Origin of the sequence: Thiocystis violascens DSM 198 (assembly GCF_000227745.2) — a bacterium.
Lineage (GTDB): Bacteria > Pseudomonadota > Gammaproteobacteria > Chromatiales > Chromatiaceae > Chromatium > Chromatium violascens.
Genome location: NC_018012.1, coordinates 122,713 through 145,009, shown reverse-complemented (window position 1 = coordinate 145,009; position 22,297 = coordinate 122,713). Strand labels below are relative to the sequence as shown.

Genomic DNA, 22,297 nt, shown 5'->3' with positions numbered 1-22,297 from the left:
TCGCATTAACCCCTAAACCATGAACTCGTGAACCCATGAAACACGCCACTCATGAATCGACACCAGACACACGGGAAGTCTCGCTGTCGATCATCCTGCCCGCGAAGAACGAGGCACCGACCATCGGCCCCCTGCTCGACAGCATCGCCAAGTTCTATCCGCACGCCGAACTGTTGGTGGTCGACGACGGCTCGACCGACGGCACGCCCGACATCGCCCGCGAGCGGGGCGCGCGCGTCATCACTCATCCCTACAGCCTGGGCAATGGCGCCTCGGTCAAGTCCGGCGCGCGCGCCGCGCGGGGGGACGTTCTGATCTTCATGGACGCCGACGGCCAGCACGACCCGGCGGACATCCCCCGCCTGCTCGCCCGCCTGGAGGCCGGCTACGACATGGCCGTCGGCGCGCGCGGCAAGGACTCGCAGGCCAGCCCAGGACGCCGCATCGCCAACGGCTTCTACAACTGGTTCGCCAGCCTCATGACCGGCTTCAGGGTGCGGGATCTCACCTCCGGTTTCCGCGCCGCGCGCGCCGAGCCCTTCCGGCGTTTTCTCTACCTGTTGCCCAACGGCTTCTCCTACCCGACCACCATCACCATGGCCTTCTTCCGCTCCGGCAACCCGATCGACTATGTCCCCATCGTCACCGCCCGGCGCGGCAGCGCCCGCGGCAGCCACATCCGCCCTATTAAGGACGGCATCCGCTTCCTGCTCATCATCTTCAAGGTCGCGACGCTCTACTCGCCGCTGAAGCTGTTCTTCCCGGTGAGCCTGGCGTTCTTCCTGGCCGGCGCCGCGAATTACCTGAATACCTTCATCACCATGCACCGCTTCACCAACATGAGCGCCCTGCTCTTCAGCGCGGCGGTCATCGTCCTGATGATGGGATTGGTGTCGGAACAGATTACGGCGACCAGCTATCGGGAAGCGGATCGGTGATGGCGAAAAAGCCCGACACAAAACGCCTCTTGCTCCCACGCTCCCGCGTGGGAGCAGTGCGCGACGCTCCCGCGTCGCGTCCCCGACAGGCACCGCTGGAGCGGTACGACGGCATTCCCACGCGGAAGCGCGGGAACGAGCAAAAGACTGGCCGGGTGCTATGCGTCACATCGAGCTTCCCGCGCTGGACTGGCGACAACACCACCCCTTTCGTGTTGAATCTGGCGCAAGACCTTCAGTCGCTCGGCTGGCAGGTTGACGTGCTCGCGCCCCATGCTCCAAATGCCGCCGTGTCGGAAAGGCTCGACGGGGTCAATGTCGAACGCTTCCGCTATCTCTGGCCCGCATCGCTCGAAACCGTCTGCTATCAGGGCGGGGCGCTCGTCAATCTGCGCAAGCGTCCACTCGACAAGCTCAAGCTGCCGGCCCTGGTGGCCGCCGAATGGGCGGCCGTCGCGCGCCGGCTCGCCACCCGGCGCTATGACGTGCTGCACACCCACTGGATGCTGCCGCAAGGGTTCGTCGGCATCCTGTCGCAGCGGATCGGCGGCCTGCCGCACGTCAATACCGTCCATGGCGGAGATCTCTTCGGTCTGTCGGGACGCCTGCTACAAGGTTTCAAACGGATGGTGATCCGTCACGCCGACGCCGTCACCGTCAATAGCCGCTATACCCAATCCGCCCTGCTCGAACTGGCGCCTCAACCGGCGCAACTCATGCGCATTCCCATGGGTGTCGCGACCAACCCGCCCACCCATGCCGAGCGCCAACAATCCGTCGAAATCCGGGCGCGTTATCGCCGGGGCAATGGCCCACTGCTGGCCTTCGTGGGACGAATCATCGATGAGAAAGGACCGGAGGATCTGATTCGGGCGGTTGCGCTGCTACGCGCCGAACTGCCGAACGTCACCGCTCTGATCATTGGCGCGGGACCGGAAGCCCCCGAATTGGAGCGACTGGCCGCGACGCTGGGGCTCGGTGAGCACATCCTCTTCCCCGGCTGGGTCGAGCGCGCCGAAATCGGCGCCTGGATGAGCGCCGCCGATTACTTCGTCGCGCCATCGCGTCGCGCACCGAACGGCTGGGTCGAAGCGCAGGGACTCACCATCATCGAGGCCATGATCGCCGGAACCCCGGTCATCGCCACCCGGCTGGGCGGCATCCCCGATGCCGTGATCCACGAGCGCACCGGATTGTTGATCGACGAGCGTGCTCCCGAACAGATCGCCGAGGCCATTCGTCGTCTGGTCGCCGAACCGACCCAGGCCCGATCCCTCGCCAACGAGGCGCAGCGTCACGCCGCGACGAATTTCTCGCGTGCAGCGAGCGCCAGGGCATTCGGAGATCTTTTCAGAGAGCTAATGGATCGTAGCGGGGTTCGACGTTGAGCGACCTTAAACGCCAACCCCATGCCTTCACCGACCTGTCATCGCGCCACAAGAAGGCACGGAAGATAGAGCAACTCCTATACTTGGCAAGCCGTCGACAGCCGCTGACTCTGCTCGAAGTCGGAACCGGCTGTGGCGGCATCGCTCATTACTTCGCCACGCATCCCGAGTTTCATAGGGTACGCATCGCGTACCGTTCCGCCAAGGCATCAAAAACCGCCGCGTTCCGTGAGGAAGCGCGGCGGTTGAAGCAAGCGATCCGTTTATCCAAGCAGCGTCCGTGCCGATTGCGAGGGCGTAAGGTACGCGATGCGTACCCGGCTGTAGGGGCGAATGAATTCGCCCCTACAAGGATGCCGCGCAACACTCGCGTCGAGCGCATCGATCCCAGCCTTGGAGCATTGGCGGGGCGGCGGTCATCCCACGCGAATACAATTGATGACACGCCCTAAATGATCCCTTCACGAAATACAGGCTCGCCTACCCCCAAAACGCCCGCAGGCATCAGCCAACACCCCCTCTAGCCTCACCGCCTGCTCCCGCCAGCTTGGAATCTCGATCTGCGGGATCACAGGCGCTGTCAACTGACCGCGAATCCGTGTTTCGAGTTCGGCCTGGTCATCGGGAGCATAGAGGCAATCGGGATAGTTCGCCAGCGTCTGTGCCAGTGCACCGACCCGCGCGGCCAGGATCGGGGTGCGGCAGCCCATGATCTCGTAGGACTTCTGCGGGAAGGCATAGCGACCGAAAGGCGTGTCGAGCATCGGGACCAGGGCCAGATCGAGCGCGCTGTAGAAATTCGGCATCCGTTCGTGCGGGATGCGGCCGAGCTTTAGCAGACGCGGGTGATCCGGCGGCGGCTCATGCGGATCGGGGTCGCCGGCCAGAACGAGATGCAGGGTCGGATCGGATGCGGCGAGTTGCAAAAAGGCGCGATAGACCAACCCGATGCCCCGACTGCGATCAAGCCCGCCGCAGACGCCGATCAGCCGACCATCGGCAGGCAACCCGAGCAGATCGCGCGCGGCCCGCCGATCAGAGGGCACGAAGACCCGTGGGTCAATGGTGCTCTCCAGGGCGATCGCCAGCACACCCGGCGCCAACTCCCGAACATAGTCCGCGAGCGAAGCGCTGACCGCACTGATGGCGCGCGCCTGCCGCAGCGCGCGCCGGTAGAGCGGGAGCAGTCCGGGCAAACGGGTCAGGCCGAAGCTCTCGAAATTGTCGTAGAGATCGATGACGTAAGGAATGGATAAACGACTGGCGAAAGAATGGGTCAGCACGACATGCAGGGCATCGGATCCGCCGAGCAGCACATCGGGTTTGAAGGCGTGCAGTTCCGTAATCACCACGCGCCGGTAACCGGGAAGACCGCCAATCACGAATGGACCGGCATTGTAACCCTGCCAGGTCAATTCGCCCGGCGCGGCAATCGCATCGACACGCCGCACCGGACTAGTCCGACGATAAGCGAGACAGAACACCCGTACCGCATGCCCCGATTCCGCCAGTCCGGATGGTAGTTCATACAGCCGCGCATAACGATCGGCAATCACGTCATGTCCCATATAGCGGCGCTTCCAAAGGACACCAATACGCATGGCAAAACACCCTTAATTCAATAACACATGACGCTCAACATTCATCGGATCAATTCGACGCGGACACATCGAAATACCGACTTTCAATAGACTAACACAATAGACGCCAACCTCTCTCATTTGGAATCAAAATGCCATCCGAACATCATCGCTTTCTCATTCTGGGCGCCGGCCCGACCGGCCTGGGCGCGGCATTGCGCCTGCTCGAACTCGACGGGACCGATTTTCTGTTGATCGAGGCGGCAGGCCAGGCGGGCGGTCTTGCGGCCTCCTTAGTCGACGATCAGGGATTCACCTGGGATCTGGGCGGCCATGTCCAGTTCTCGCACTACCAGACGTTCGACCGCTACATGGAACTGGCGCTGGGTCGGGAGGGTTGGATCGACCACCAGCGCGAAAGCTGGGTGTGGATGCGCGAGCGCTTCGTGCCCTACCCCTTCCAATACAACCTGCACCGTCTCCCCGGCCCGGAGATGTGGAGCTGTGTGCAGGGTCTGATGGCGGCGGCGGAAAGCGCGTCTGGCGAGCGCCCGGCGGACTTCGAGCAATGGATCCTGCGCACCTTCGGCCAGGGCATGGCGGACATCTTCCTTCTGCCCTACAACTTCAAGGTCTGGGCCTATCCGCCGGCGATGATGAACGCGCACTGGGTCGGCGAACGGGTCGCGGTTCCCGATCTGCGCGCCGTGCTCAAGTCCATCTGCCTGGATGAAGACAACCTGAGCTGGGGTCCGAACAACACCTTCCGCTTCCCGCTGCACGGCGGCACCGGCGCCATCTGGGACGGTCTGGCCGCGCATATTCCGGAGCGGCATAAACACTTCGGCGACGGCATCGTCGCCCTCGATGCCGAGCGTCGCCACGCCACCACGGCCAGCGGCGCCTGCTTCAGCTACGACCAACTCATCAGCACCCTCCCGCTCGACCGCCTTTGCCAGCTCGTCGGCGATCCGGCCCTGATCGAACGGACCGCCCGACTCAAATACTCCAGCGTCCATGTCGTCGGCATCGGGTTACGCGGCCAGCCGCCGGAAGCGTTGCGCACCAAGTGCTGGATGTACTTCCCCGAGGACGACTGCCCCTTCTACCGCGTCACCGTTTTCAGCAACTACAGCCCCAACAACGTCCCCGAACCCGGCGCCACCTGGTCGCTCATGGCCGAGGTCTCCGAAAGCCCCTGCAAGCCCGTCGATGCGGAGCGCGTCGTCGCGGATGCCATCCGAGGGATGCGCGCCACGCATCTGATCGGCGAGGAAGATCCGATCCTCAGCCGCTGGCATCGGCGCCTCCATCACGGCTACCCCACGCCATCGGTCGAGCGCGATGCCATCCTGCGTGACGTGCTACCCGCGCTCGAAGCGCGCGACCTCTACGCGCGCGGACGCTTCGGTGCCTGGACCTACGAGGTGAGCAATCAGGATCACTCGCTGATGCAGGGCGTCGAGATCGCCGAACGGCTGGTGAACGGCCGCGAGGAGCTGACCTTGTTCCAGCCGAACCTGGTCAACGGCCGCTACAATGTCTGGCCTTATCCGGAGTGGATGGAAAAGAGGTAGTGCCCCCACCGCTACTGTCTGCGCGACGAGCAGGGGCGGACGCTCATCGACCACGGCTCAATCCGACTTTTCGAACTGGGCAAATTCCATGTCCAGCAGGTCTCCACCGAGACCGAGCGCTGGCTAAAATTCCTCAAGGACGGCGAACATCTCGACCCCGCCCGTCTTCCCGACTGGATGCAGCATCCCATCATGAGGCACGCCATGAGCACCCTGAACGGCTTTTCCGAGAAAGAACGCGACTACCACCGCTACCAGTCACGCCAGGAGGCATTGCGCCTGCAGCGCGCTGTCCAGCGGGCGCTGGATGAGAAACGCGCGGAGGCCGATGCGGGGCGCCAGGCCAAGGAAGAGGCGCTCCAAGCCAAAGAGGCCGAGCGCCAGGCCAAAGAAGAGGCCCTAGCCGAAGTTGCGCGGCTCCAGGCGCTACTGAGCCGGCGAAACGAAGGTTGACGCCACGCGGGCGGTCGCGCACCGGCAGGCCATGAAGACTCCGTTCGGATTTACCGAGGAAGAGCGCGCTCGTTTTCTCCACAGGTCGCGCCTGGATAAACTGCGCTGGCAGCGCACCATCCAGCGGAATTTGAAACAGGTGCGAGAGGGGGGTCGCAAAGCGCTCCTTCGTCAAGGGTTGCGGACAGCGCTGCACGGCTTCTTCAAGCGCCTGGAGATGACGGTCGCACTCGTCGAACAGTTCCGCCAGCGGCCTCATATCGGTTCCCCCGTCTGTCTTGCATGCTCTTGAATCGCAGATGGCGTGCTTGTTCCCACCACGACATCGATTTTCCGATCGCCGAGTTCACGTCGTAATTCCGCACAGAAACGCAAACGCCGAGTGACAAGCTCATCGGCGGACCAGTTCCCCGGAATAAAGAGATCAATATCCCCGCCGTGAAGATGATCATCCAGCCGAGAGCCGAATAATCGAGGGACGACTCGAAAATGTCGCAGCCCCGCATTGCGGATTATTTGCTTCTGGTCTTCAGTCAGACGCATCGTTGCGACCAAAAATAATCATGCATGCCTGTGATTCCAAGACGGTATATCTACCCGGCTACCCGGCTTGTTTCGATTTTGCCGAAAGCATCACGGCGGCGCCCAACGCATCCCCAGCCGCCCGGTCAGGCCATCGAAGATCCCGCGCGCGAAGGCCGCCGACTGCGCCCGTCGATTCGGCTGCACCGCCAGCGTCATCAGCCAGCGCAGCAGGGTGCCGGGCAGCGCCTCGGTCCACAGCCAATGCCCAAAATGCCACTTCGCGATCACCAACCGATTGCGGGTGTCGTAATAGCGCCGCCAGGGCGCCAGGGCGATCACGCAGAATTTCCGCCGACCCACTTGAAAACAGCGCCGCTCGATGCGCGGATGACGGACCACGGCCGAGGGCACCAAACGTACCCCGCTGGCCCGAGCCCAGGCGCGGGCGCACATCTCGCCATCCTCGAAGCTGACGAAAAAATCCTTTTCAGGCAGGCCGATCCGCTCGATCAGGGTACGGTGGAACAGCATCCCGATGAAGGGCGCATTCACCACCGGCACCACCGGCCCGGTCAGTTCATCGACCCGCATCAGGATTTTGTCCTTGTCATCCCCTGCAACCAGAGCCGCCGGCCACACGAACTCGCGCGGGTCGCCCGAATCGACCAGCGCCGCCGCCGCATGAATCGCCGCCGGGTTCGGATCGACCGCCATCAGACGTTCCAGGGCATCAGGCGCGGGGCAACCATCGTCATCCATCACGAAGATCCAGTCGCAACCCTGCTCCATCGCGCGGGCGATACCAGTATGGAAACCACCAGCACCGCCGGAATTGCCCTCAAGCCGCACATAGTCGATGCGCGGATCAGCAGAGAAGGGACCAGTCTGGAAGAGCGAGGACGTGTCATCCGCCGAGCCGTTATCGACGACGATCAGGGTTTCGGGGAGCCGTGTTTGATTCAGCAGACCGTGAAGGCAGCGCTGCAAAAGCTGGAAACGATTGCGGGTGACGATAACGCATCCTAAATCACCAAAGGAACTCTGCAATGTCATTATTTGGTCCTAGTCCATTTCAACGAGCGATCCAACCAGATGCGCAACGAATCGAAGGTTCTGCTCAACGCGCTACCCGATATGATAACGATCCGAACAGGCCAACTCGAAATCGCGGCCGAGCCTCCCACCCATGAAAACCTAAGCTGATCGCTGTCCTCCGAGCGCCCAGTCAGATAATCACCAACAACCCTGAGAAACAATCGCATATCTATCCGGACAGCAAGCTGATTCCAATGCTCTTCACCGTGCGTTTGATCGTCGTTGATGGGCAATAAGGCAATCCCCATCACGTCGATAGGCTTCGGATACAGACAAAACCGTTTCATCATCATGATGGATCGACGCTGAAAATCTTCGGATTCCGGATCCACACTTCTGGTACTCGCCAACTCATTTACATAAGCCAAAACCGTCGCGTGAACGATCCTAGCAAGCGACCCACCTTCACGCTTTTCGACAGCGTCTTTAAAAATTGGCTCGACACGCGAACTGATGCGACGATAACCACACACTGAGGCATAATCGGAAATGACGAAAAAATTCTCGATGACAGCGACCGTCGAGCGCTTGAAGATCCAGTCTGCCTTTAGCGTACTGCGCAGCCGAGATCTGCTGTGAGAAATAAAAGGATAGACAGCACCAGCCTGTTCCAATGGAGCATGATCAGATGAAACACCGAAATAATAACCAGTGACATCAGGAATCGCCTCTGTATATTTCATAACGCGAGACAAGGAATGTTGACAGTTCAGCTTCCAACCAATATCAACCAGCGCCCAATTCGCCCCATCAAGACAGTCCTCCTGTCTCAGGTACTCCAACAGAAGCATCCGTCTGGTTTCTGCCTTCCTTAAAAGTAGCGATGCAATCGGCTCTTTTCTAATCAAAGCCTTGATGCGCTCAAGTTCATTTTCATCCAGTTGCCGCGCCAGGCTTGCTTCATCAAAACCTTCATGCGCCAGAATGGACAAGACAGGTTCTTCGTCGATTTCCAATCGCCGCAGAATGTCGCGCCCCGACCGCGACAAGCCTTTCATCCAAGCCCATTTCAGTGATTCTTCATCGAGATTCCGAACCGACGGCAGAAACCAAGCCTGTCTGGATCCGTATAGATACCGGCATTCCGGATCGCCATCCCGACGCAGCACGGATGCGATCAATTGAAGAATCTGACCGTCCCGCGAGACGAAATACAGCCGTTCGATCTGATGTCGACGGGCGTGCTGTAATATCCAGGCGACGTAGGCGGTCAAAATCGGAGCGATTACTTCTTCCGTAACCGTGGCAATATTTGTCCATTGCGTAATCAATTGGACTGTATTCCGCATAGGTGCTCCCGATCAAAAAAGACAGGTCATGCGGTGATCCATCGCTTTACGCGTCGAAGTAAACGCCCGAACTTCCCATGGACCGGCAGCCGGATATATATCTCGCGCCATAGCCAGGCGCGCAAAGGAAGCAGGTCAGCCGGAAACTGATTCAGCTTTTTTACTGAGAGATATAAATTCGTTGCCCGAAGCCCCAGGTGAAGCATGGCTAATTCAAAAGGAGTCAAAGGACTTCGATAGGTTTTGTGAAGAGATGCCTCGCGACCTTGCTCAAGCAACACAAATGAGCGATTCCGCACATCCGTTTCAAAACCATGAGGGAGTGGGCTAAAAGGATTCCAGGCGGCTATGCTTGCTCCGTCATGTATCCGTTGTTCTTCGATCTGTGAAGGGAGCGTCCTAGATATCCTTGGCGCCTGAAACAAAGATAGCAACAAAGCGCCAAAGCGGCCAAGTCCTAATGCAGCTGCACCCTGCCGCCAATGAGAGTTATTAACTGCATCAAGAAATTTCTTGCCCGATAATATCGAAGATACTTTAGCAAGTTGCAAGTGTTCGCTGCTACCAAAGTTAGCAATATGGTTTAATGAAGAAAAGAAAAAAAGTTCAGACCGTCTAGGGAAGCGCACAATACGCGCAACAATATTTATTGCATAAGTCTTAGCATGATCCGCTGAGGTTTTCGTTATTGCCGCATATCTGGCATAGTGCAACATGTACTCACATATACCTTCTTGCAGCAAAGCTATACGCGGTTCGTCAGAATGTTCTGGTGTACGTTCAGCACTATCTTCAGACGCGAATAACGGTTCACCCTGGTTGTGCCCTAAGACAGTCCCATGCAGCGCTCGGCTTGGTATTTCAAACAGTTCAACAAATTCAAATGTTGCGGAACCTAACCAATCGTACTGCTCCATATCAGCAAGATACGCACGGATATTCAATCCTGACCTTCTCCGCTCACCAGCAAGCTGGTTAGCACCCAGATAATAAACATTGATTATGGGAGCAGGACTATCTGAAAGTGCGATTTTAAGTCCTTCTTGAATCTGACCTGCCCAACCGACATCGACAAGCACAACACTCCTTGCATTAAAAAATCCCCGCTTTTCGAGATACTCATGCAAGGCGTTGCGCGCATTTTGACCTAACCGAATTGCCCGATCCTGCAGTATCGGGTGAGCAACCAAACGAGCAATAGTTGGAGAATCAATTATAAATTTCTGATCAATATCGCTAATGCCGCATTTGCCCGCAATAGACGCTAATTCATCTCGCGAAAAACCTAACGGAGAGAAAATAGAAGAAACGGTAGGTTTATTATGAGAGCCAAGTTTTAGCGTAATCTCGCGCCAGCCAAAACTGCGCATAGCTGCAACGGCTGCATTCAAACGTGATGTACAAAGATAACCACCGGAAGGCAGTGGAAGCTGCAAAGTTGCGATTAGCTGATCGTAAAGATCTTTGAGCAGTAGCCCTTCTCTGGATAGAAAATACACTGCATCCGGACGGATACGCATGCAGTATTCGGCAAGTCCATGGATGAATGCAGAAAATGGAGGGCCAAGTACATCACGGCCTATCGTATGAAGCTCCGGTTCGACCTGCTGTAGCGATGCGGCGGATGCGAAACTGGCGGCGTTGTATCCCAACCACCGCCGATCTTGAAGCGCATAATTGTGGTCGAATCGCATCCGCTTGAGCGGGATGTCGCGCTCCCGAACGACAATTGCTTTAATGCCATGTTCGATGGCGCGTCGCCCGTCTGCATGGGGGTTATCTCCAATGTGCAGCATCCGGCTACCATCGATTCCCTCCTTTTCTAAGACATGCTGGAACAAGCGCCCCGAACTTTTGGTGAGTGCAATGTCTCCTGACACGTATCCAGCCGAGAAGAACTGGCGCAAACCATTAGCCGTCAGCAAGTCGGAGACAATTGCTTCACCAAGATACATATCAGAAACGAACACCGCCCGCTTGCCAGTGCCTGCAAGACGCTGCAATATCGGAACGGTGGCTGGATTTGGGAAACACGCCCAATGTTCATATCGAATCTTTGACTCGCGTGCGACAGCCGCCAAGTCCGACCAGCGACCCGGTTCATTAGGTGCTAATCGCTTCACCCAGGCTAGATTGATGTCGTCCAGGTGGGCATCTTTGTCAAAACCTTTGAATTCATTTTCGGCAGCTGCATCAAAATACGCCTGTTCGCGCACCCTCAGTATAGCGATATCTGATGATTCATCATTACCGAGAGAATGACCAAGTGCCCTAGCGACACCCAACTGAACATCATCAGCATCACATCTTCTAAACAGCAGAGTGTCAAATACATCGAATGCAACAACATCCGTGTTCCGCAATAGCGACGAGCCAAACAGCTCTTTGTCTAGTTGCTTAAAATTCGCGATCTGCTTTAGCCTAATACGAGACATGAGCAATTTCCTGCCTGCTTAAGATAGCGTCATACAATTCTAAGTGTGCGGCCAAATGTACTTCCTGAGAATGATACGACTCTATCCTTTTGCGCGCTGCGCGCCCCAAGTCAGTCGCGATTCTCTCTCTCAAAACAAAGCGCATCACTTCGATTAGCGAAGTCATATCTTCAGGCGGCACCAGTTTACCGCATACATTGTCTATTACTAATTCAGGGATACCACCGCAAGCAAAACCAATGACTGGCGTACCGCAGGACATGGATTCCAGGACGGCTAACGGCTGATTATCCGCAAGCGAGCAAAAAAGAAAAAAATCGGCACAGGCATAATACTGCGCAGCCTGTGCAGGATCCGAAATATAACCAGTCGAAAACCAGCGTAAACCCTGAAACAAACCTTCGTCGTCCCTGTGCATTGCGCCCATCGCTAAAACAACTGGACGGAACTCTCTATCGATCGCCCGCACAGCCTCTAACGCAAGTTGAATACCTTTTCTTGGGTCACGGATATGCCCCGCCGACACCAATAGAATCGGTACATCATCACGCAATCCTAAACGCCTCCGAAGCTCCGAAAAATTGGCGGCCGGCTTATAGGTTTCGGTATCCACACCATTCGTTATGACCATTGGCTCTGTGGAAAGCAGACCGCTCGCCATCGCCATCTGCGCCATCCATTTCGACGGAGTCACACACTGCACCCGACCTGTTCGATGAATACGCCGCTTCAAAGCGCGGGAAAGACGTGTCCCGTCAACAACAGAATCCAAAGGCCATGAGCCTATCTGTGGGCAGGAACCACATCGAGACTTATAACCTTCACAATCCATGGGATAAAGACATCCACCTGTAAACGGAGAGCAATCATGAACAGTCCATACCACCGGCATGGTGCGTGACAACCAGGCGAGCGTCAATGGCGACATTGCCGACGATAAGTCATGAAAATGCAGAATATCAAAGCTTTTGATGTTTCCGGCTAACAAAGCTGGCAGTTCTAATGGCACAAGTTCGGAAAGACCAACTCTCCGTAGAAGATGATGGGCGCGCCTTGTATTCCTATTGATAAATGGATTTGATCCGTAGAGCGGTTGACGCTGCTGGTTATACCCTTTCGACGAGTAAGAAACATAGTGAGTCGCGCAATGTCCTGATTTATTCATAAGTATTGTCAAGTCTTCTGCAACGCGACTTGCGCCACCTCCGGCGCTATCCGCCTTACTAATCTGCGCGATTTGCATATTCCGCTCTTGTGATTGTCGAACAATCAGAAAAGATTATTATTTGTGAACAAAAAGATTAGGATTAATTATCCGAGCCCAAATGCGAACAATAGGGCCTAAAACAATATGCGAAATGATCCTGCGCAGTTTCTGCTGATGATCTTCTAGCATGTGCCGTGTTTCTTCCAGTTTAATTCGCGTTTCGAGCAATGCTTTGTGTGAAGCATCTAGCTCATATTGTAATAATGATTTAGGAGACATGGCGAACGCACTTAGTTGCGAATGATAGAGTCTATAATCAAGTTGACCACAGGGATCGCGCATCGGTGCAGGTGAATTCATGTTCTTTTTTTCCATAACTGCCCTTAATATAACATCCGCAAGTCTTTGAGAAGCAGAGCCGAATTCAAGTTCGTCCTCAAGACAATGAGCCTGATATGCCAGCTTGTGATCCGGAGGGTATAGAAGCTCTTGTATAACGGATTCAATATGATCAGCGCATCGTATTTCCCAAGCTGTCTGCACATAGATTGGTACTGAACGATAATCGACTTGTGCGGTTGGCAACCCTAACAACATCGCCTCCAAAAGCGAAGTTGATGTGAAAGACAATAATCCAGCGGCGTCCCTTAATACGTCTACCATACTCCCTTCCGTTTGAGGACAAATTCCGAGTTCGTCAGCTAACTCATGTGAAATACGCCACACAGATTCCATCCATTGATTTTCATCAAAAAACAACTTCAAGTCCATTACCGCTCTTTTTACCGCCAGCTTATGCTCCAGATTGTGAGAGTAGGTTTTTGCAGTTGCAATGACTATTTTTGGTTTATTTCCTGCGATCTGGCATCTGTAGCGATCTATGCCATCCAGTCGCGGGAGCCCAACAATATTGATTCGATCAGCAAGCCCAAGTGAAGCGAGTATTCTCGCTGGATGCCTGCCTATAACGCACAGATAGTTCGCTATTAAAGGTTGCAATACCGTCCCGTGAGGCAAAACAAAACTTTGATTATTCCAAATGTATGACCATTCGATAACACCATCCATAACATAGATAATAGGTATATTTTGTCGCCTGAGTTCCGCAGCGGCTAATCGTATATCAGGATTCCACTCTCTAGAAAGGATGACTGCATCTGGCCTATCGCTTGAAAGTTGTTCAAGCGATCCCGGGTAATAATAAACGGGATCCGTACCTATAATATTAAAAGCATCTCCACAGATTATACCCTCATGACTTTGTGTGCCGATAACAGAAATATTCATTTTATTCATGGAAAAATAAGCTATTTAACAAAATACCAGCTTGGATATTTGTCTTCTGGATTACATGAATTAACACCTGGTAATAGCAATATGGTATTGCCAGTTGCGCGAGCAAATCGATCAACAACTTCTACTGTTTTTGGCCATTCCTGCGAATCATAATCATGGCCAGAAAAGATCCCGCCATCTTTAATTTTTGGGTACCACTTATTTAATATATCGCCATCTTGCTGCCCAGTATGGGCATAAGCATCAATATAAATAAAATCAAAGAAACCGTCGGAAAATAAAGGAAGAGCGTCATCAAAAAATGAACGCATCACAACACTGCGAGTACCGTATTTTGAAAGCCTTGCAACAGCGCGAATATATTCAGCACTATCATGATGGTCCGCCCAGCAATCGACTGAATAAAGTCTTACAACTTTTTGAGATGCAAGTATGGCATCTGAAAAATACCCTTCGGCTACACCAAGCTCGATACCTACAGCATCACAAGGAATCAAATCAGGAAATGCCAAACGGCCAGGCCCAGAATCATTGAATAACTCTGTATCTTCTGAATATTTATATTTGAGTTGACTACAAATCAACTCTATTAAGTTGTCCGGTGAAACTCGGTAGTAACCAAAAGAATTGATAAAGCGCCTTGCGCTTCTATGAAATTTCACTTTGCTAATCCTGGCCAGCTATTAACATATATGTTCTTTGCCTGCTCAGCCAATTCCGCTCGACCATTCATGATCAAATGCAATTGAATGACACAATCCATATCCAAGCGTATCGATTGGAGGGGCGTCTATATGGAAACGGGCGACATTAATTTGTTGATGCCAGTAGTCAGATACACCAGGACCATAAAGACTGAAATTAAAACTATAACCTCCTATCAACAGCGGAATAGATCTAATCGTTAAAATAATTTGAGTTCCAGAGTTATCAACTTTAATTGGAAGCCCCTTATGATAAGAGGAAAAAGATCCTAGTATTCCGGTAGTCGCTGAATTAATGTGAACGATGAGCCGAGCATTTTCTACAAATATTCGGCTTCTGAGACGGATATCGATAACGATGTTTTCTCCTGTATGAAAACTGCATTTAGGACGGCCGGACTCATCAATTAATGATGCGGATTCAATCCATGCGGGAGATTCAGAATGCGGCTTTTCACATGATGCTTCTAGTACATCTTTCTCATAGATGCCAATCGCAACTTCTACTAGACCTTCAAATACTATTTGCCCACCTGTAACAACGATCGCCCTTTCGCAGATACGTGGAAGCTCTATCATGCTATGAGTAACAAAGACGATAACAACCCCCTTTTTTTTCAACTGAAGCATATGTTCAAAGCAGCGCATCCGAAACCCAACATCTCCAACCGCCAACACTTCATCGACGATGAGAATATCTGGGTTCAGATGAGCGGCAACGGAAAAACCAAGGCGGACAGCCATCCCGCTAGAATAATTTTGTACTGGTGTGTCAATAAATTCTTCAATGCCAGCAAACTCGACGATATCGTCAAACCTGGCATCAATTTCCTGTTTGCTGAAACCGAGAATGGACGCATTTACATAGAGGTTCTCCCGCCCCGTCAACACCGGATTAAACCCTGCCCCCAACGCAATCAAAGCACCCACCCGCCCACGCATCTCGATCCGCCCCCGGTCCGGCTTGATCAGCCCATTGAGCATCCGCAACAGCGTTGTCTTGCCCGCCCCATTTCGCCCGATCAGCCCCAGACACTCCCCCCGCTTCAGCTCGAAGCTGACATCCTTGACCGCCCAGAATTCGTCGGGACGCAGTTCGCCATCGCCGCCGTGACGCCGTCCGCGCAGTTCGTTACCGAGATCCTGCATGCCGTACCACAGCGATTTCTTGAGGCTGCGGCAGAATTTCTTAGAGACGTTGTCGACGGTGATGAGGGTTTCGGGCATCAGGTGAAGGATCAAAGGTGAAGGATTAAGGGTGAAGGCGCGGCTGTGTCCGACGTGCCGTCTTCCCGATCCCGCGCGGCCGCTGTCGGTGATGGGCGCTCGGAATAGACGCTGCCCCATCGCGTCCGGTCGAGCGCGCCGTTGCAGGGGCGCGGCTCGACCGGCGGGATGGGGGCGAGAGGATCGCTGCACATCACCGGTTGCGGATGATAATGGATCTTATCTGCAAAGTGAAGGCTTATCTCGCCGCCAGGCGGCGCTGGCGCGGTACGAGGGAATTTCCAGGCGGGAGCGTCACGGTGACGGCGCACATATCCGCGTGCGATTGCGCGCGATGGCGCGTTCGATGGCCGGCGCCAGCTTCGTCGGGTACGCATCGCGTACCGTTCCGCCAAGGCCGCAAAACCGCCGCGTTCCATGAAGAAGCGCCGCGGTTGAATCAAACGATCCGTTGATCCAGGCAGCGTCCGTGCCGTTTGCAAGGGCGTCAGGTACGCGATGCGTACCCTACCCGGCTACCCGGCTAACGCCGTTAACCACCGATAATCTCATTCAGCCCTTCGATGACATGGGCAAGCTCGTCTGGACTGAGGCGATCAATTTTCTTTCCGATGCGCTCAGTCGATAGTGTCCGAATCTGACTGATCTTGGCCCACGACCGCTTTGGCGGCCTGGAAGCAAGAATCTCGTGTGTCAACGGGAAGCCTGCGCGCTGCTCTTGGCTAGTCAGCGCCATTGCCATGACTGTGCCAGAGCGCTCATTGAAAATGTCTTGGCTCAGAATGAGAACCGGCCGCTCACCGGATTGCTCGCGCCCAATGGTCGGATTGAGATCAGCCCAGCGAATCTCGCCTCTCAATATTTTGGCCATGCGTCCAGCTCCTGAGACAATCCTTCGTCAGCCATGGCCCTCTCAAAGGCAGGATCCAGTTTGGCACACTCCTCCGCGAGGCGGTTCCGCTCAAGCCGCTCCAGCTTTTCGAGAACAGCCTCTTGGATGGCGCGGCTACGATTGCTAAATACCTTGCGTCTGACCAGGGCATCGACTTTGGCAAGAACACCATCCTCAATGGTTATTGCGACCTTCCTCTGACTCATGACAGCGACCCTCTTTGGTATGACAAAACATCATACTTGCGGGTTGGCGCAGTGGCAAGGCGAGGCGAGGCGGTTAACGTTTTAGGTGAAAGGTGCGCGATGCGTACCTACACGGCCATTCCGCGAAGCCGTTCGTGGTGAGGCCCTCGAACCACGAACGGCTTCGCGGAATGGCCGTGCTGTCGCGCAGGGGAGCAATCATCCGGCGCGGAAGACCGCATCGAGGGTCGCGGCGTCGAGCAAACGCTCGCCCCAGGTCTCCAGTTCCGATGTGCTCGCCTGCGTCAGACGCGCCTCGACCCACTCCGGCAGCGGGCCAAAGCGGCGCGCTAACTGACGCCGCAGCAGGCGTGACTCTCCGCGCGGGATGCCCTGCTCAATGCCCTGCTCAATGCCCTGCTCAATGCCCTGCTCGATGCCCTGCTGAATGCCTTTTTTGATGCCGATCCGCTCGGCGGTGGTGACGTACTGCATCTGCTGCGCCTCTTCGATGTTCAATCAGGCACTCATGCGCTCAATCAGAATGGGCATGGCGAGTCGATAGACCACCCAGACCATGAGCAGCAAAACGAGGGCGAGCAGGTTCACGGTCACGAAGGCACCGAGCAACTCGGGCGGAAGTCCCGTGAGCCAGTCGCGAGCGGTGACGATGAGCGGGGTGAGCGGGTTGAGGTTGAAGAGGGTCGCGGCCAAGCCTTCCTTGGGCATGGGGAAGACAACCGGGGTGATGTACATGAGGAACTGCATGACCAGCGGCAGTCCGCGGCCGATGTCGCTGTAGAGGATGCCGACGGGGGTGAGCAGCAGTCCGACGGCGGTGCCGACCAGGATCAGCGAGAGGACGCCGAGCGGAAAGAGCAGCAGGCTCCAGTCGGGATAGACGCCGAGCCAGAGCAGTGCCGGGAGCAGCAGGGCAATCTTGATGCCGGCGTTGAAGAGCGTCTGGTAGATGCCGGAGACGATCAGGGCCTCGCGCGGGAAGTTGAGCTTGGCCAGCATGGATTTGGCGGCCGCGGTCTGTTGCAGCGGGGCGTTGAGGGCGTCCATGAAGATGGCCCAGAGCATGGCGCCGGTGAAGACGTAGACTGGATAGGGCAGCGCCGTGTCGCCGACGGCGACGACGCCGCTGGCGCTGAGGAAGATCCAGGTGAGGGTGTTGGCGAGCGGCAGGATGAAGGCCCAGAGGAGGCCGAACACGGCCTGACGGTATTGGGCGCTGATGTCGCGCACGGCGAGCCGCCAGGCCAGTTCGCGCCCGGCGGCGAGATCGCGGAACATCTCGCGCAGCAGGCGGCCGGGGTGCTGGAGCCGGCTGTCGGGGGTGTAGAGGGTCACCGGCAGGGGCGACGGGTCGTGATCGGCGGTCATCTGGAGCGGCATGGGTGGCACCTGGTTGGCGGTTATGGGGCAGGATGCGGTCAAGACGCTTCGGGCGTCGCCAGGGCCGGCTCGGAAGGGCGGTCGAAGCGGCTGACGATCGTCTTGATCTCGTCGAGCAGTTGCGCGTCGGGCGTCCCGCGCGACTCGCCCCGCGCGACGACTCCTCTCAGCGCCGCCAGGAGCGCCGCGTCTTCCGCGCACTCCAGCGCCTTCAACCGTTCCAGGCAGCGATTCAGGGGGGCGGCCAATTCGCGGAAATAGTCCGAGCGTCTGAAGTCGACTTCCCGCTCTGGAAGCACCCCCGCCCCCGCGTCGTCCAGGATCCGATGCAGCTTTTTCAGCATGCCGGCGACCATGCGGCTGCGCCGCAGACTCAGGAGCATCGCGCTCAACATGACGATCAGGATCAGCGTCAGGATGTAGATGGGAATGCGCCGGTTGTGATCGTAGGCGATCGCGCCATCCCATTCCAACAGGTAGAACCAGGACAGGAGCGCCGCCATCAGGAGCGCGACCAGGAGGTTGGCGGCCACCACGACGCCGGCCTGGGTGAGCTGATAGCCGCTGTCGACCAGGTATTTCCTACGGTAGGTGCTCTTCATGTGTAGCTGCTCTAATAGTCTTCATCTCAAGTTGAATGTCCGCCGCCCTTGACCACCTTGGGAGCGCGGGCGTCCCGTCCTCGCTCGGGGCATGGCCGGTCGTGCGGCGGACCAGATCGGGAAGGCCTGGACGGGTCTTTTCCTCAATGGCACCGAGGCGTCGGTCTTGGCGGGCGACCGGCACGCGCCGCGCGCCAAAGGGACCGACATCCGTCATGCCGGACGCCGCTCAGGGACCATGGATCGTCAGGTCGTCCACCGTGCCGGCGATCCCGTCCGGGCCGACGCTGCGTAAGGAGTAGGTGCGTTTGTTTTCCGAGAGTTGGTAGATATAATGATGTCCCCAATGGTCCAGGGCCAGATCCTTGATGCTGTTCTCCTTGAAGGCCCGGTTCAGCCAGGCATCGAATCCCGCCTCGTCCGGCAATCGCCGATCCATCACATAACCCGCATCCAGCATCACGGACATGGAATGCAGATCGCCCGCCGTGACAGCCTGCTGGGCCGCGAGCAGGGTTTCCTCAAGGATCGTCAGAAATTGCTCCGGCACGTCCAGCGATATGGCCGAGACGGACCCGATGAGCATCGTGACGCCCAAACCCAGATGATTCATCCTGCAACTCCGTTCATGAGGCCCGGTTGAGACGTGATCGATGACGCGGAGCACCGGAGATGGCCGTGACGAGGGGCGTGGGCGACCGTCCAAGGGCATTTTCCGCGATTGATACGCGGACAGCATTCCGTCGCGCGCCAGCCCTGCCGCTAATAGGAATGATTACCAATATACTTCCTGTCGCTGACCTCCGCAACCGAGCCTTCATCAGTGCCGCATCCGCACGCGGCGCCTTTCCGCCAGGGAAAGGGTCACGTCGACGTTTTCTTCAATATCCCGCGCGGCGGATCCGCGCGTCGCGTCTGCCCGTCGGGTGTGCGCGATGCCGGATCCTTGCGCCCTGAGCGAAACGAGCAAGGATGGCGTCCGGGGCAAAACGGGCGCGCTGTTCGGGCTGGGCGATCAATCGGGCTATCCGCATGAACTCGCGGATGCCCTGGGTCTGCTGTGCGAGGAGTTGGAAGCGCGCGGCGCGCATGTGGTGGGGGACTGGCCGACCGAGGGGTATGACTTCGATGCATCCAAGTCCGACCGCGGCCAGGGCTTTTTCTGCGGTCTGGTACTGGACGAGGACAATCAGTTCGATCTGACGGAATCGCGCCTGGATGCCTGGATCGAGCGGATCGCGCCAGCGATGCTGTCCGTCATTGGGCCGAGGATTCCGGCGCGGGAGGAAGCCGACGCCGTCGGTTGATCTCGATCCTTGTCCGGGCTGAACGCTGCCGCGTTCAGGGGGACTGCCCGGCGCTCCATAGCATCGTCACCAGCGGCCTCCGGGCAGTTCCCGAAGCCGCGCCGCGCTCCATCGGCAGGTGACGAAATGCTTGGAAATGGATCGAAGAGCGCGGGATGGCCGAAACCGCACGGCCGCCCTGCTTACCGGGCAGATGTCTTGATCCCAGGATCCAGAAACGGTCGATCGCCCGGCGTGTCAACGGTCGCGCGGGGCGCGCGGATTGCCATCCGCCGGGCTCCGGGTTCAGGCGTGGGGTCGGGACGGACGTCAAAAGGCGCCGCGTCGCGCGCCAGGCTCCGCTGGCAGTTCCTGCAAAGGCCATAGGCCACCAGCGAGTGATTGCGGATGTCGAAGCCGTGCTTGCGGGCGATGTCGCTCTGGCGCCCGGCGATCAGTCCGTCGGCGAACTCGACAATGCGTCCGCACCGATCGCAGATGAGGTGGTAGTGGTGTTCCCCGCGATTCAGCTCGAAGACCCAGTGGCCGCCATCGAATGACTGCCTGGAGACCAGGCCTGCTTCCACGAAATGAGTGAGGACACGGTAGACGGTCGCCTGGCCGATCTCCGCGTCGTCGCCTTGCAGTTCCCGATAGACCTCGTCGGCGCTCATATGCCGCTTGCCGCTGCGCGCGAGTATATCGAGGATCTTCGCCCGGGGGGCGGTCATCCTCAGTCCTGCCTGTTTGATGATGTGATCAGCCAATTCGATTCCCCAACGCGCGGCGCCTCGCTCGGAGGCTTGGGTACGCGGTCCGCCGTCTCATCTCAGTCGCCGTAGCGGGGGAGTCATCCGTCCCGCCAGCCAGAATGCCAGGCTGGCACCCCCTCTATTAAGAATGGCTCTTATTATCTTCGAATGCCTGGCAGACTTCAATGCAATATTACAAAAAGGACGCGCGCGGGATCTCGACCGCGACAAGGCGCGCGCGGCCTGGTAAGTAGGACGCTCGCACGGCGGTCGGCCTGGGCCTGGATGGGACGGGTCTCTACGCGCTCAAGCTCATGGCGTAAACGCCGCTGGTGAGTGCCACGCAAGCCGGGACGCTCGATCCGGCGCCGCTGGAGTCGTACGGCCCCTAATTTACGCCTGCGGCGCGGAACTGATGGCGGAGGCGCGTTGGGAGTCGCTCTCGTCCAGTCATTGGCGCGAAGGAACCCGGGAGCGCAGCCTTTACAACCTGGGAGGTGAAGGCCGGCGCCAACTGTCTGGCGTTCGGCGCGGGGGTCGGCGGCTTCCTGGCGGGCTATTACGTGAGGGAGTGCGCCGACCGCGTGCGACAGGGCCGGTCACCGATCAGGGGGTTGATGCGCCAGTCGCCCTATCATCGGCTGTTCAACTTTATCAAGAGCAGCCTGGAACGCGGCCGGCCGGACCGGTCGGCGCTCGCCGAGCGGCTCGGGGCCGCCACGGGGCTGGATCTGGACCGCATCGCCGGTCCGCTGATCGCCCAGTGGGTGCAGGCGGGACTGCTCAACGTCGAGGGTCGCTGGCTCGACCTCACCCTGGCGGGCCGCTTCTGGCAGGTGACGCTGACCCAGAATCTGCTCGACTGGCTGGAGCAGTCTCTCCGCGAGTGTCATGCCCGGCAGACCGACCCGCCGCACATGTCCGAGGATTGATCGATGACACCGACGAACACACAGATCGACGCGATCCGCGCCGCGCTGCATGCCAACCCTGGGGCCGTGCTGGAGGATCTCGCCAAGGCGCATGGCGTGACCACGCGGGACGTCCTCGCGCTGCTGCCGGAGACCGAAGCCGTCTCGGTCGACGGCGACCGCTTCGAGCAGGCGATGCGCGAGATGACGACCTGGGGCGAGCTGACCCTGGTGGTCAATACCGGCGACGTCATCCTGGAGGTCAGGGGGCCGCTCCCCGAGGGCAGTCTTGGTCAGGGTTACTACAACCTGCACGGCAAACCGATCGACGGGCACCTCAAGGCGTCCAACTGCGACCTGATCGCTTTCGTCTCGCGCAAGCTATTCAGTTCCGACACCCACTCGGTGCAGTTCTACAACCGCCTGGGGGATTGCATGTTCAAGGTCTATCTCAGACGCGACGCCCAGCGCCAGCTCATTCCCGAGCAGGTCGAGCGGTTTCGGGCGTTGCGGGATGGACTCATCGCTGACCACTGAGCACTGGCCACTCTAAC

23 protein-coding genes are annotated in these 22,297 nt (G+C 57.4%); 8 read left to right on the top strand and 15 right to left on the bottom strand.

The annotated features are described in order from the left end of the window. Positions 1-35: 35 nt before the first annotated feature. The 3 genes from THIVI_RS00670 to THIVI_RS25025 are packed head-to-tail and all read left to right on the top strand — an operon-like array spanning position 36 to position 2,778. Entirely contained in the window at positions 36-938 is a 903-nt protein-coding gene (locus THIVI_RS00670; protein ID WP_014776722.1) for a glycosyltransferase family 2 protein, read from the top strand. 56 nt (positions 939-994) lie between these two features. Then, entirely contained in the window at positions 995-2,326 is a 1,332-nt protein-coding gene (locus THIVI_RS00665) for a glycosyltransferase family 4 protein (RefSeq protein ID WP_245537338.1), read from the top strand. Continuing rightward, positions 2,323-2,778: a hypothetical protein gene (locus tag THIVI_RS25025; RefSeq protein ID WP_169315556.1), complete on the top strand. Its 456-nt coding sequence runs from the start codon at positions 2,323-2,325 to the stop codon at positions 2,776-2,778. Before THIVI_RS00665 ends, THIVI_RS25025 begins: the two co-directional genes overlap by 4 nt. A gap of 9 nt (positions 2,779-2,787) precedes the next feature. On the opposite strand, the gene THIVI_RS00660 is transcribed toward THIVI_RS25025, so the two are convergent. Then, positions 2,788-3,927 carry a glycosyltransferase family 4 protein gene (locus THIVI_RS00660; protein ID WP_014776720.1) on the bottom strand — a complete coding sequence of 380 codons (1,140 nt, stop codon included), beginning with the start codon at positions 3,925-3,927 and terminating at the stop codon, positions 2,788-2,790. Positions 3,928-4,058: 131 nt separating this feature from the next. On the opposite strand from THIVI_RS00660, the gene THIVI_RS00655 reads away from it, so the two are divergent. Both THIVI_RS00655 and THIVI_RS23220 read left to right on the top strand, forming a co-directional pair. After that, complete coding sequence (locus THIVI_RS00655) at positions 4,059-5,483, top strand: protoporphyrinogen/coproporphyrinogen oxidase (RefSeq protein ID WP_014776719.1); 1,425 nt, start codon at positions 4,059-4,061, stop codon at positions 5,481-5,483. Positions 5,484-5,501: 18 nt separating this feature from the next. After that, positions 5,502-5,936: a PD-(D/E)XK nuclease family transposase gene (locus tag THIVI_RS23220; protein WP_083845648.1), complete on the top strand. Its 435-nt coding sequence runs from the start codon at positions 5,502-5,504 to the stop codon at positions 5,934-5,936. 633 nt (positions 5,937-6,569) lie between these two features. On the opposite strand, the gene THIVI_RS00640 is transcribed toward THIVI_RS23220, so the two are convergent. From THIVI_RS00640 to THIVI_RS00590, 13 genes are all read right to left on the bottom strand, one after another. Next, a complete protein-coding gene (locus THIVI_RS00640) occupies positions 6,570-7,514 on the bottom strand; it encodes a glycosyltransferase family 2 protein (protein ID WP_014776716.1) in 945 nt (314 codons plus the stop codon). Further along, positions 7,514-8,827 (bottom strand): hypothetical protein, encoded by a 1,314-nt coding sequence (locus THIVI_RS00635; protein ID WP_157174328.1) that lies wholly within the window; start codon positions 8,825-8,827, stop codon positions 7,514-7,516. The genes THIVI_RS00640 and THIVI_RS00635 overlap by 1 nt, the downstream gene beginning before the upstream one ends. 44 nt (positions 8,828-8,871) lie before the next feature. Further along, positions 8,872-11,280 (bottom strand): HAD family hydrolase, encoded by a 2,409-nt coding sequence (locus tag THIVI_RS24365; protein WP_014776714.1) that lies wholly within the window; start codon positions 11,278-11,280, stop codon positions 8,872-8,874. Beyond that, positions 11,267-12,523 (bottom strand): glycosyltransferase, encoded by a 1,257-nt coding sequence (locus THIVI_RS23210; RefSeq protein WP_014776713.1) that lies wholly within the window; start codon positions 12,521-12,523, stop codon positions 11,267-11,269. The genes THIVI_RS24365 and THIVI_RS23210 overlap by 14 nt, the downstream gene beginning before the upstream one ends. Before the next feature lie 39 nt (positions 12,524-12,562). After that, positions 12,563-13,783, bottom strand: a complete 1,221-nt coding sequence (locus tag THIVI_RS24360) for a hypothetical protein (RefSeq protein ID WP_014776712.1) — start codon at positions 13,781-13,783, stop codon at positions 12,563-12,565. Between the two features lie 11 nt (positions 13,784-13,794). After that, positions 13,795-14,445: a class I SAM-dependent methyltransferase gene (locus THIVI_RS23205; RefSeq protein WP_014776711.1), complete on the bottom strand. Its 651-nt coding sequence runs from the start codon at positions 14,443-14,445 to the stop codon at positions 13,795-13,797. A 45-nt stretch (positions 14,446-14,490) separates the two neighbouring features. Next, positions 14,491-15,714 (bottom strand): ABC transporter ATP-binding protein, encoded by a 1,224-nt coding sequence (locus THIVI_RS24355; RefSeq protein WP_014776710.1) that lies wholly within the window; start codon positions 15,712-15,714, stop codon positions 14,491-14,493. A 532-nt stretch (positions 15,715-16,246) separates the two neighbouring features. Further along, entirely contained in the window at positions 16,247-16,585 is a 339-nt protein-coding gene (locus tag THIVI_RS00615) for a type II toxin-antitoxin system PemK/MazF family toxin (RefSeq protein ID WP_014776709.1), read from the bottom strand. After that, complete coding sequence (locus THIVI_RS00610) at positions 16,570-16,812, bottom strand: CopG family ribbon-helix-helix protein (protein WP_014776708.1); 243 nt, start codon at positions 16,810-16,812, stop codon at positions 16,570-16,572. The genes THIVI_RS00615 and THIVI_RS00610 overlap by 16 nt, the downstream gene beginning before the upstream one ends. Positions 16,813-17,010: 198 nt before the next feature. Then, the gene (locus tag THIVI_RS00605; protein ID WP_041446749.1) at positions 17,011-17,310 is read right to left on the bottom strand and encodes a DUF4351 domain-containing protein; all 300 of its coding nucleotides are present in this window, start codon (positions 17,308-17,310) and stop codon (positions 17,011-17,013) included. Further along, the gene (locus THIVI_RS00600; protein WP_014776707.1) at positions 17,311-18,192 is read right to left on the bottom strand and encodes an ABC transporter permease; all 882 of its coding nucleotides are present in this window, start codon (positions 18,190-18,192) and stop codon (positions 17,311-17,313) included. Between the two features lie 38 nt (positions 18,193-18,230). Continuing rightward, positions 18,231-18,794: a hypothetical protein gene (locus THIVI_RS00595; protein WP_014776706.1), complete on the bottom strand. Its 564-nt coding sequence runs from the start codon at positions 18,792-18,794 to the stop codon at positions 18,231-18,233. 229 nt (positions 18,795-19,023) lie between these two features. After that, on the bottom strand, positions 19,024-19,407 hold the full coding sequence (locus THIVI_RS00590; RefSeq protein WP_014776705.1) for a type II secretion system protein GspG: 384 nt from the start codon (positions 19,405-19,407) through the stop codon (positions 19,024-19,026). 322 nt (positions 19,408-19,729) lie between these two features. Here THIVI_RS00590 and THIVI_RS00585 point away from each other — a divergent pair, with 322 nt between their 5' ends. Continuing rightward, the gene (locus tag THIVI_RS00585) at positions 19,730-20,101 is read left to right on the top strand and encodes an NADPH-dependent FMN reductase family protein (RefSeq protein WP_052314926.1); all 372 of its coding nucleotides are present in this window, start codon (positions 19,730-19,732) and stop codon (positions 20,099-20,101) included. Positions 20,102-20,283: 182 nt separating this feature from the next. Here the strand turns inward: THIVI_RS00585 and fur are convergent, their stop codons facing one another. After that, on the bottom strand, positions 20,284-20,847 hold the full coding sequence (fur, locus tag THIVI_RS00580) for a ferric iron uptake transcriptional regulator (RefSeq protein ID WP_014776704.1): 564 nt from the start codon (positions 20,845-20,847) through the stop codon (positions 20,284-20,286). A 482-nt stretch (positions 20,848-21,329) separates the two neighbouring features. On the opposite strand from fur, the gene THIVI_RS00575 reads away from it, so the two are divergent. Then, positions 21,330-21,764 carry a hypothetical protein gene (locus tag THIVI_RS00575; protein ID WP_041446748.1) on the top strand — a complete coding sequence of 145 codons (435 nt, stop codon included), beginning with the start codon at positions 21,330-21,332 and terminating at the stop codon, positions 21,762-21,764. Positions 21,765-21,767: 3 nt separating this feature from the next. Beyond that, complete coding sequence (hutX, locus tag THIVI_RS00570; protein WP_014776703.1) at positions 21,768-22,280, top strand: heme utilization cystosolic carrier protein HutX; 513 nt, start codon at positions 21,768-21,770, stop codon at positions 22,278-22,280. The last annotated feature ends 17 nt before the right edge of the window (positions 22,281-22,297 follow it).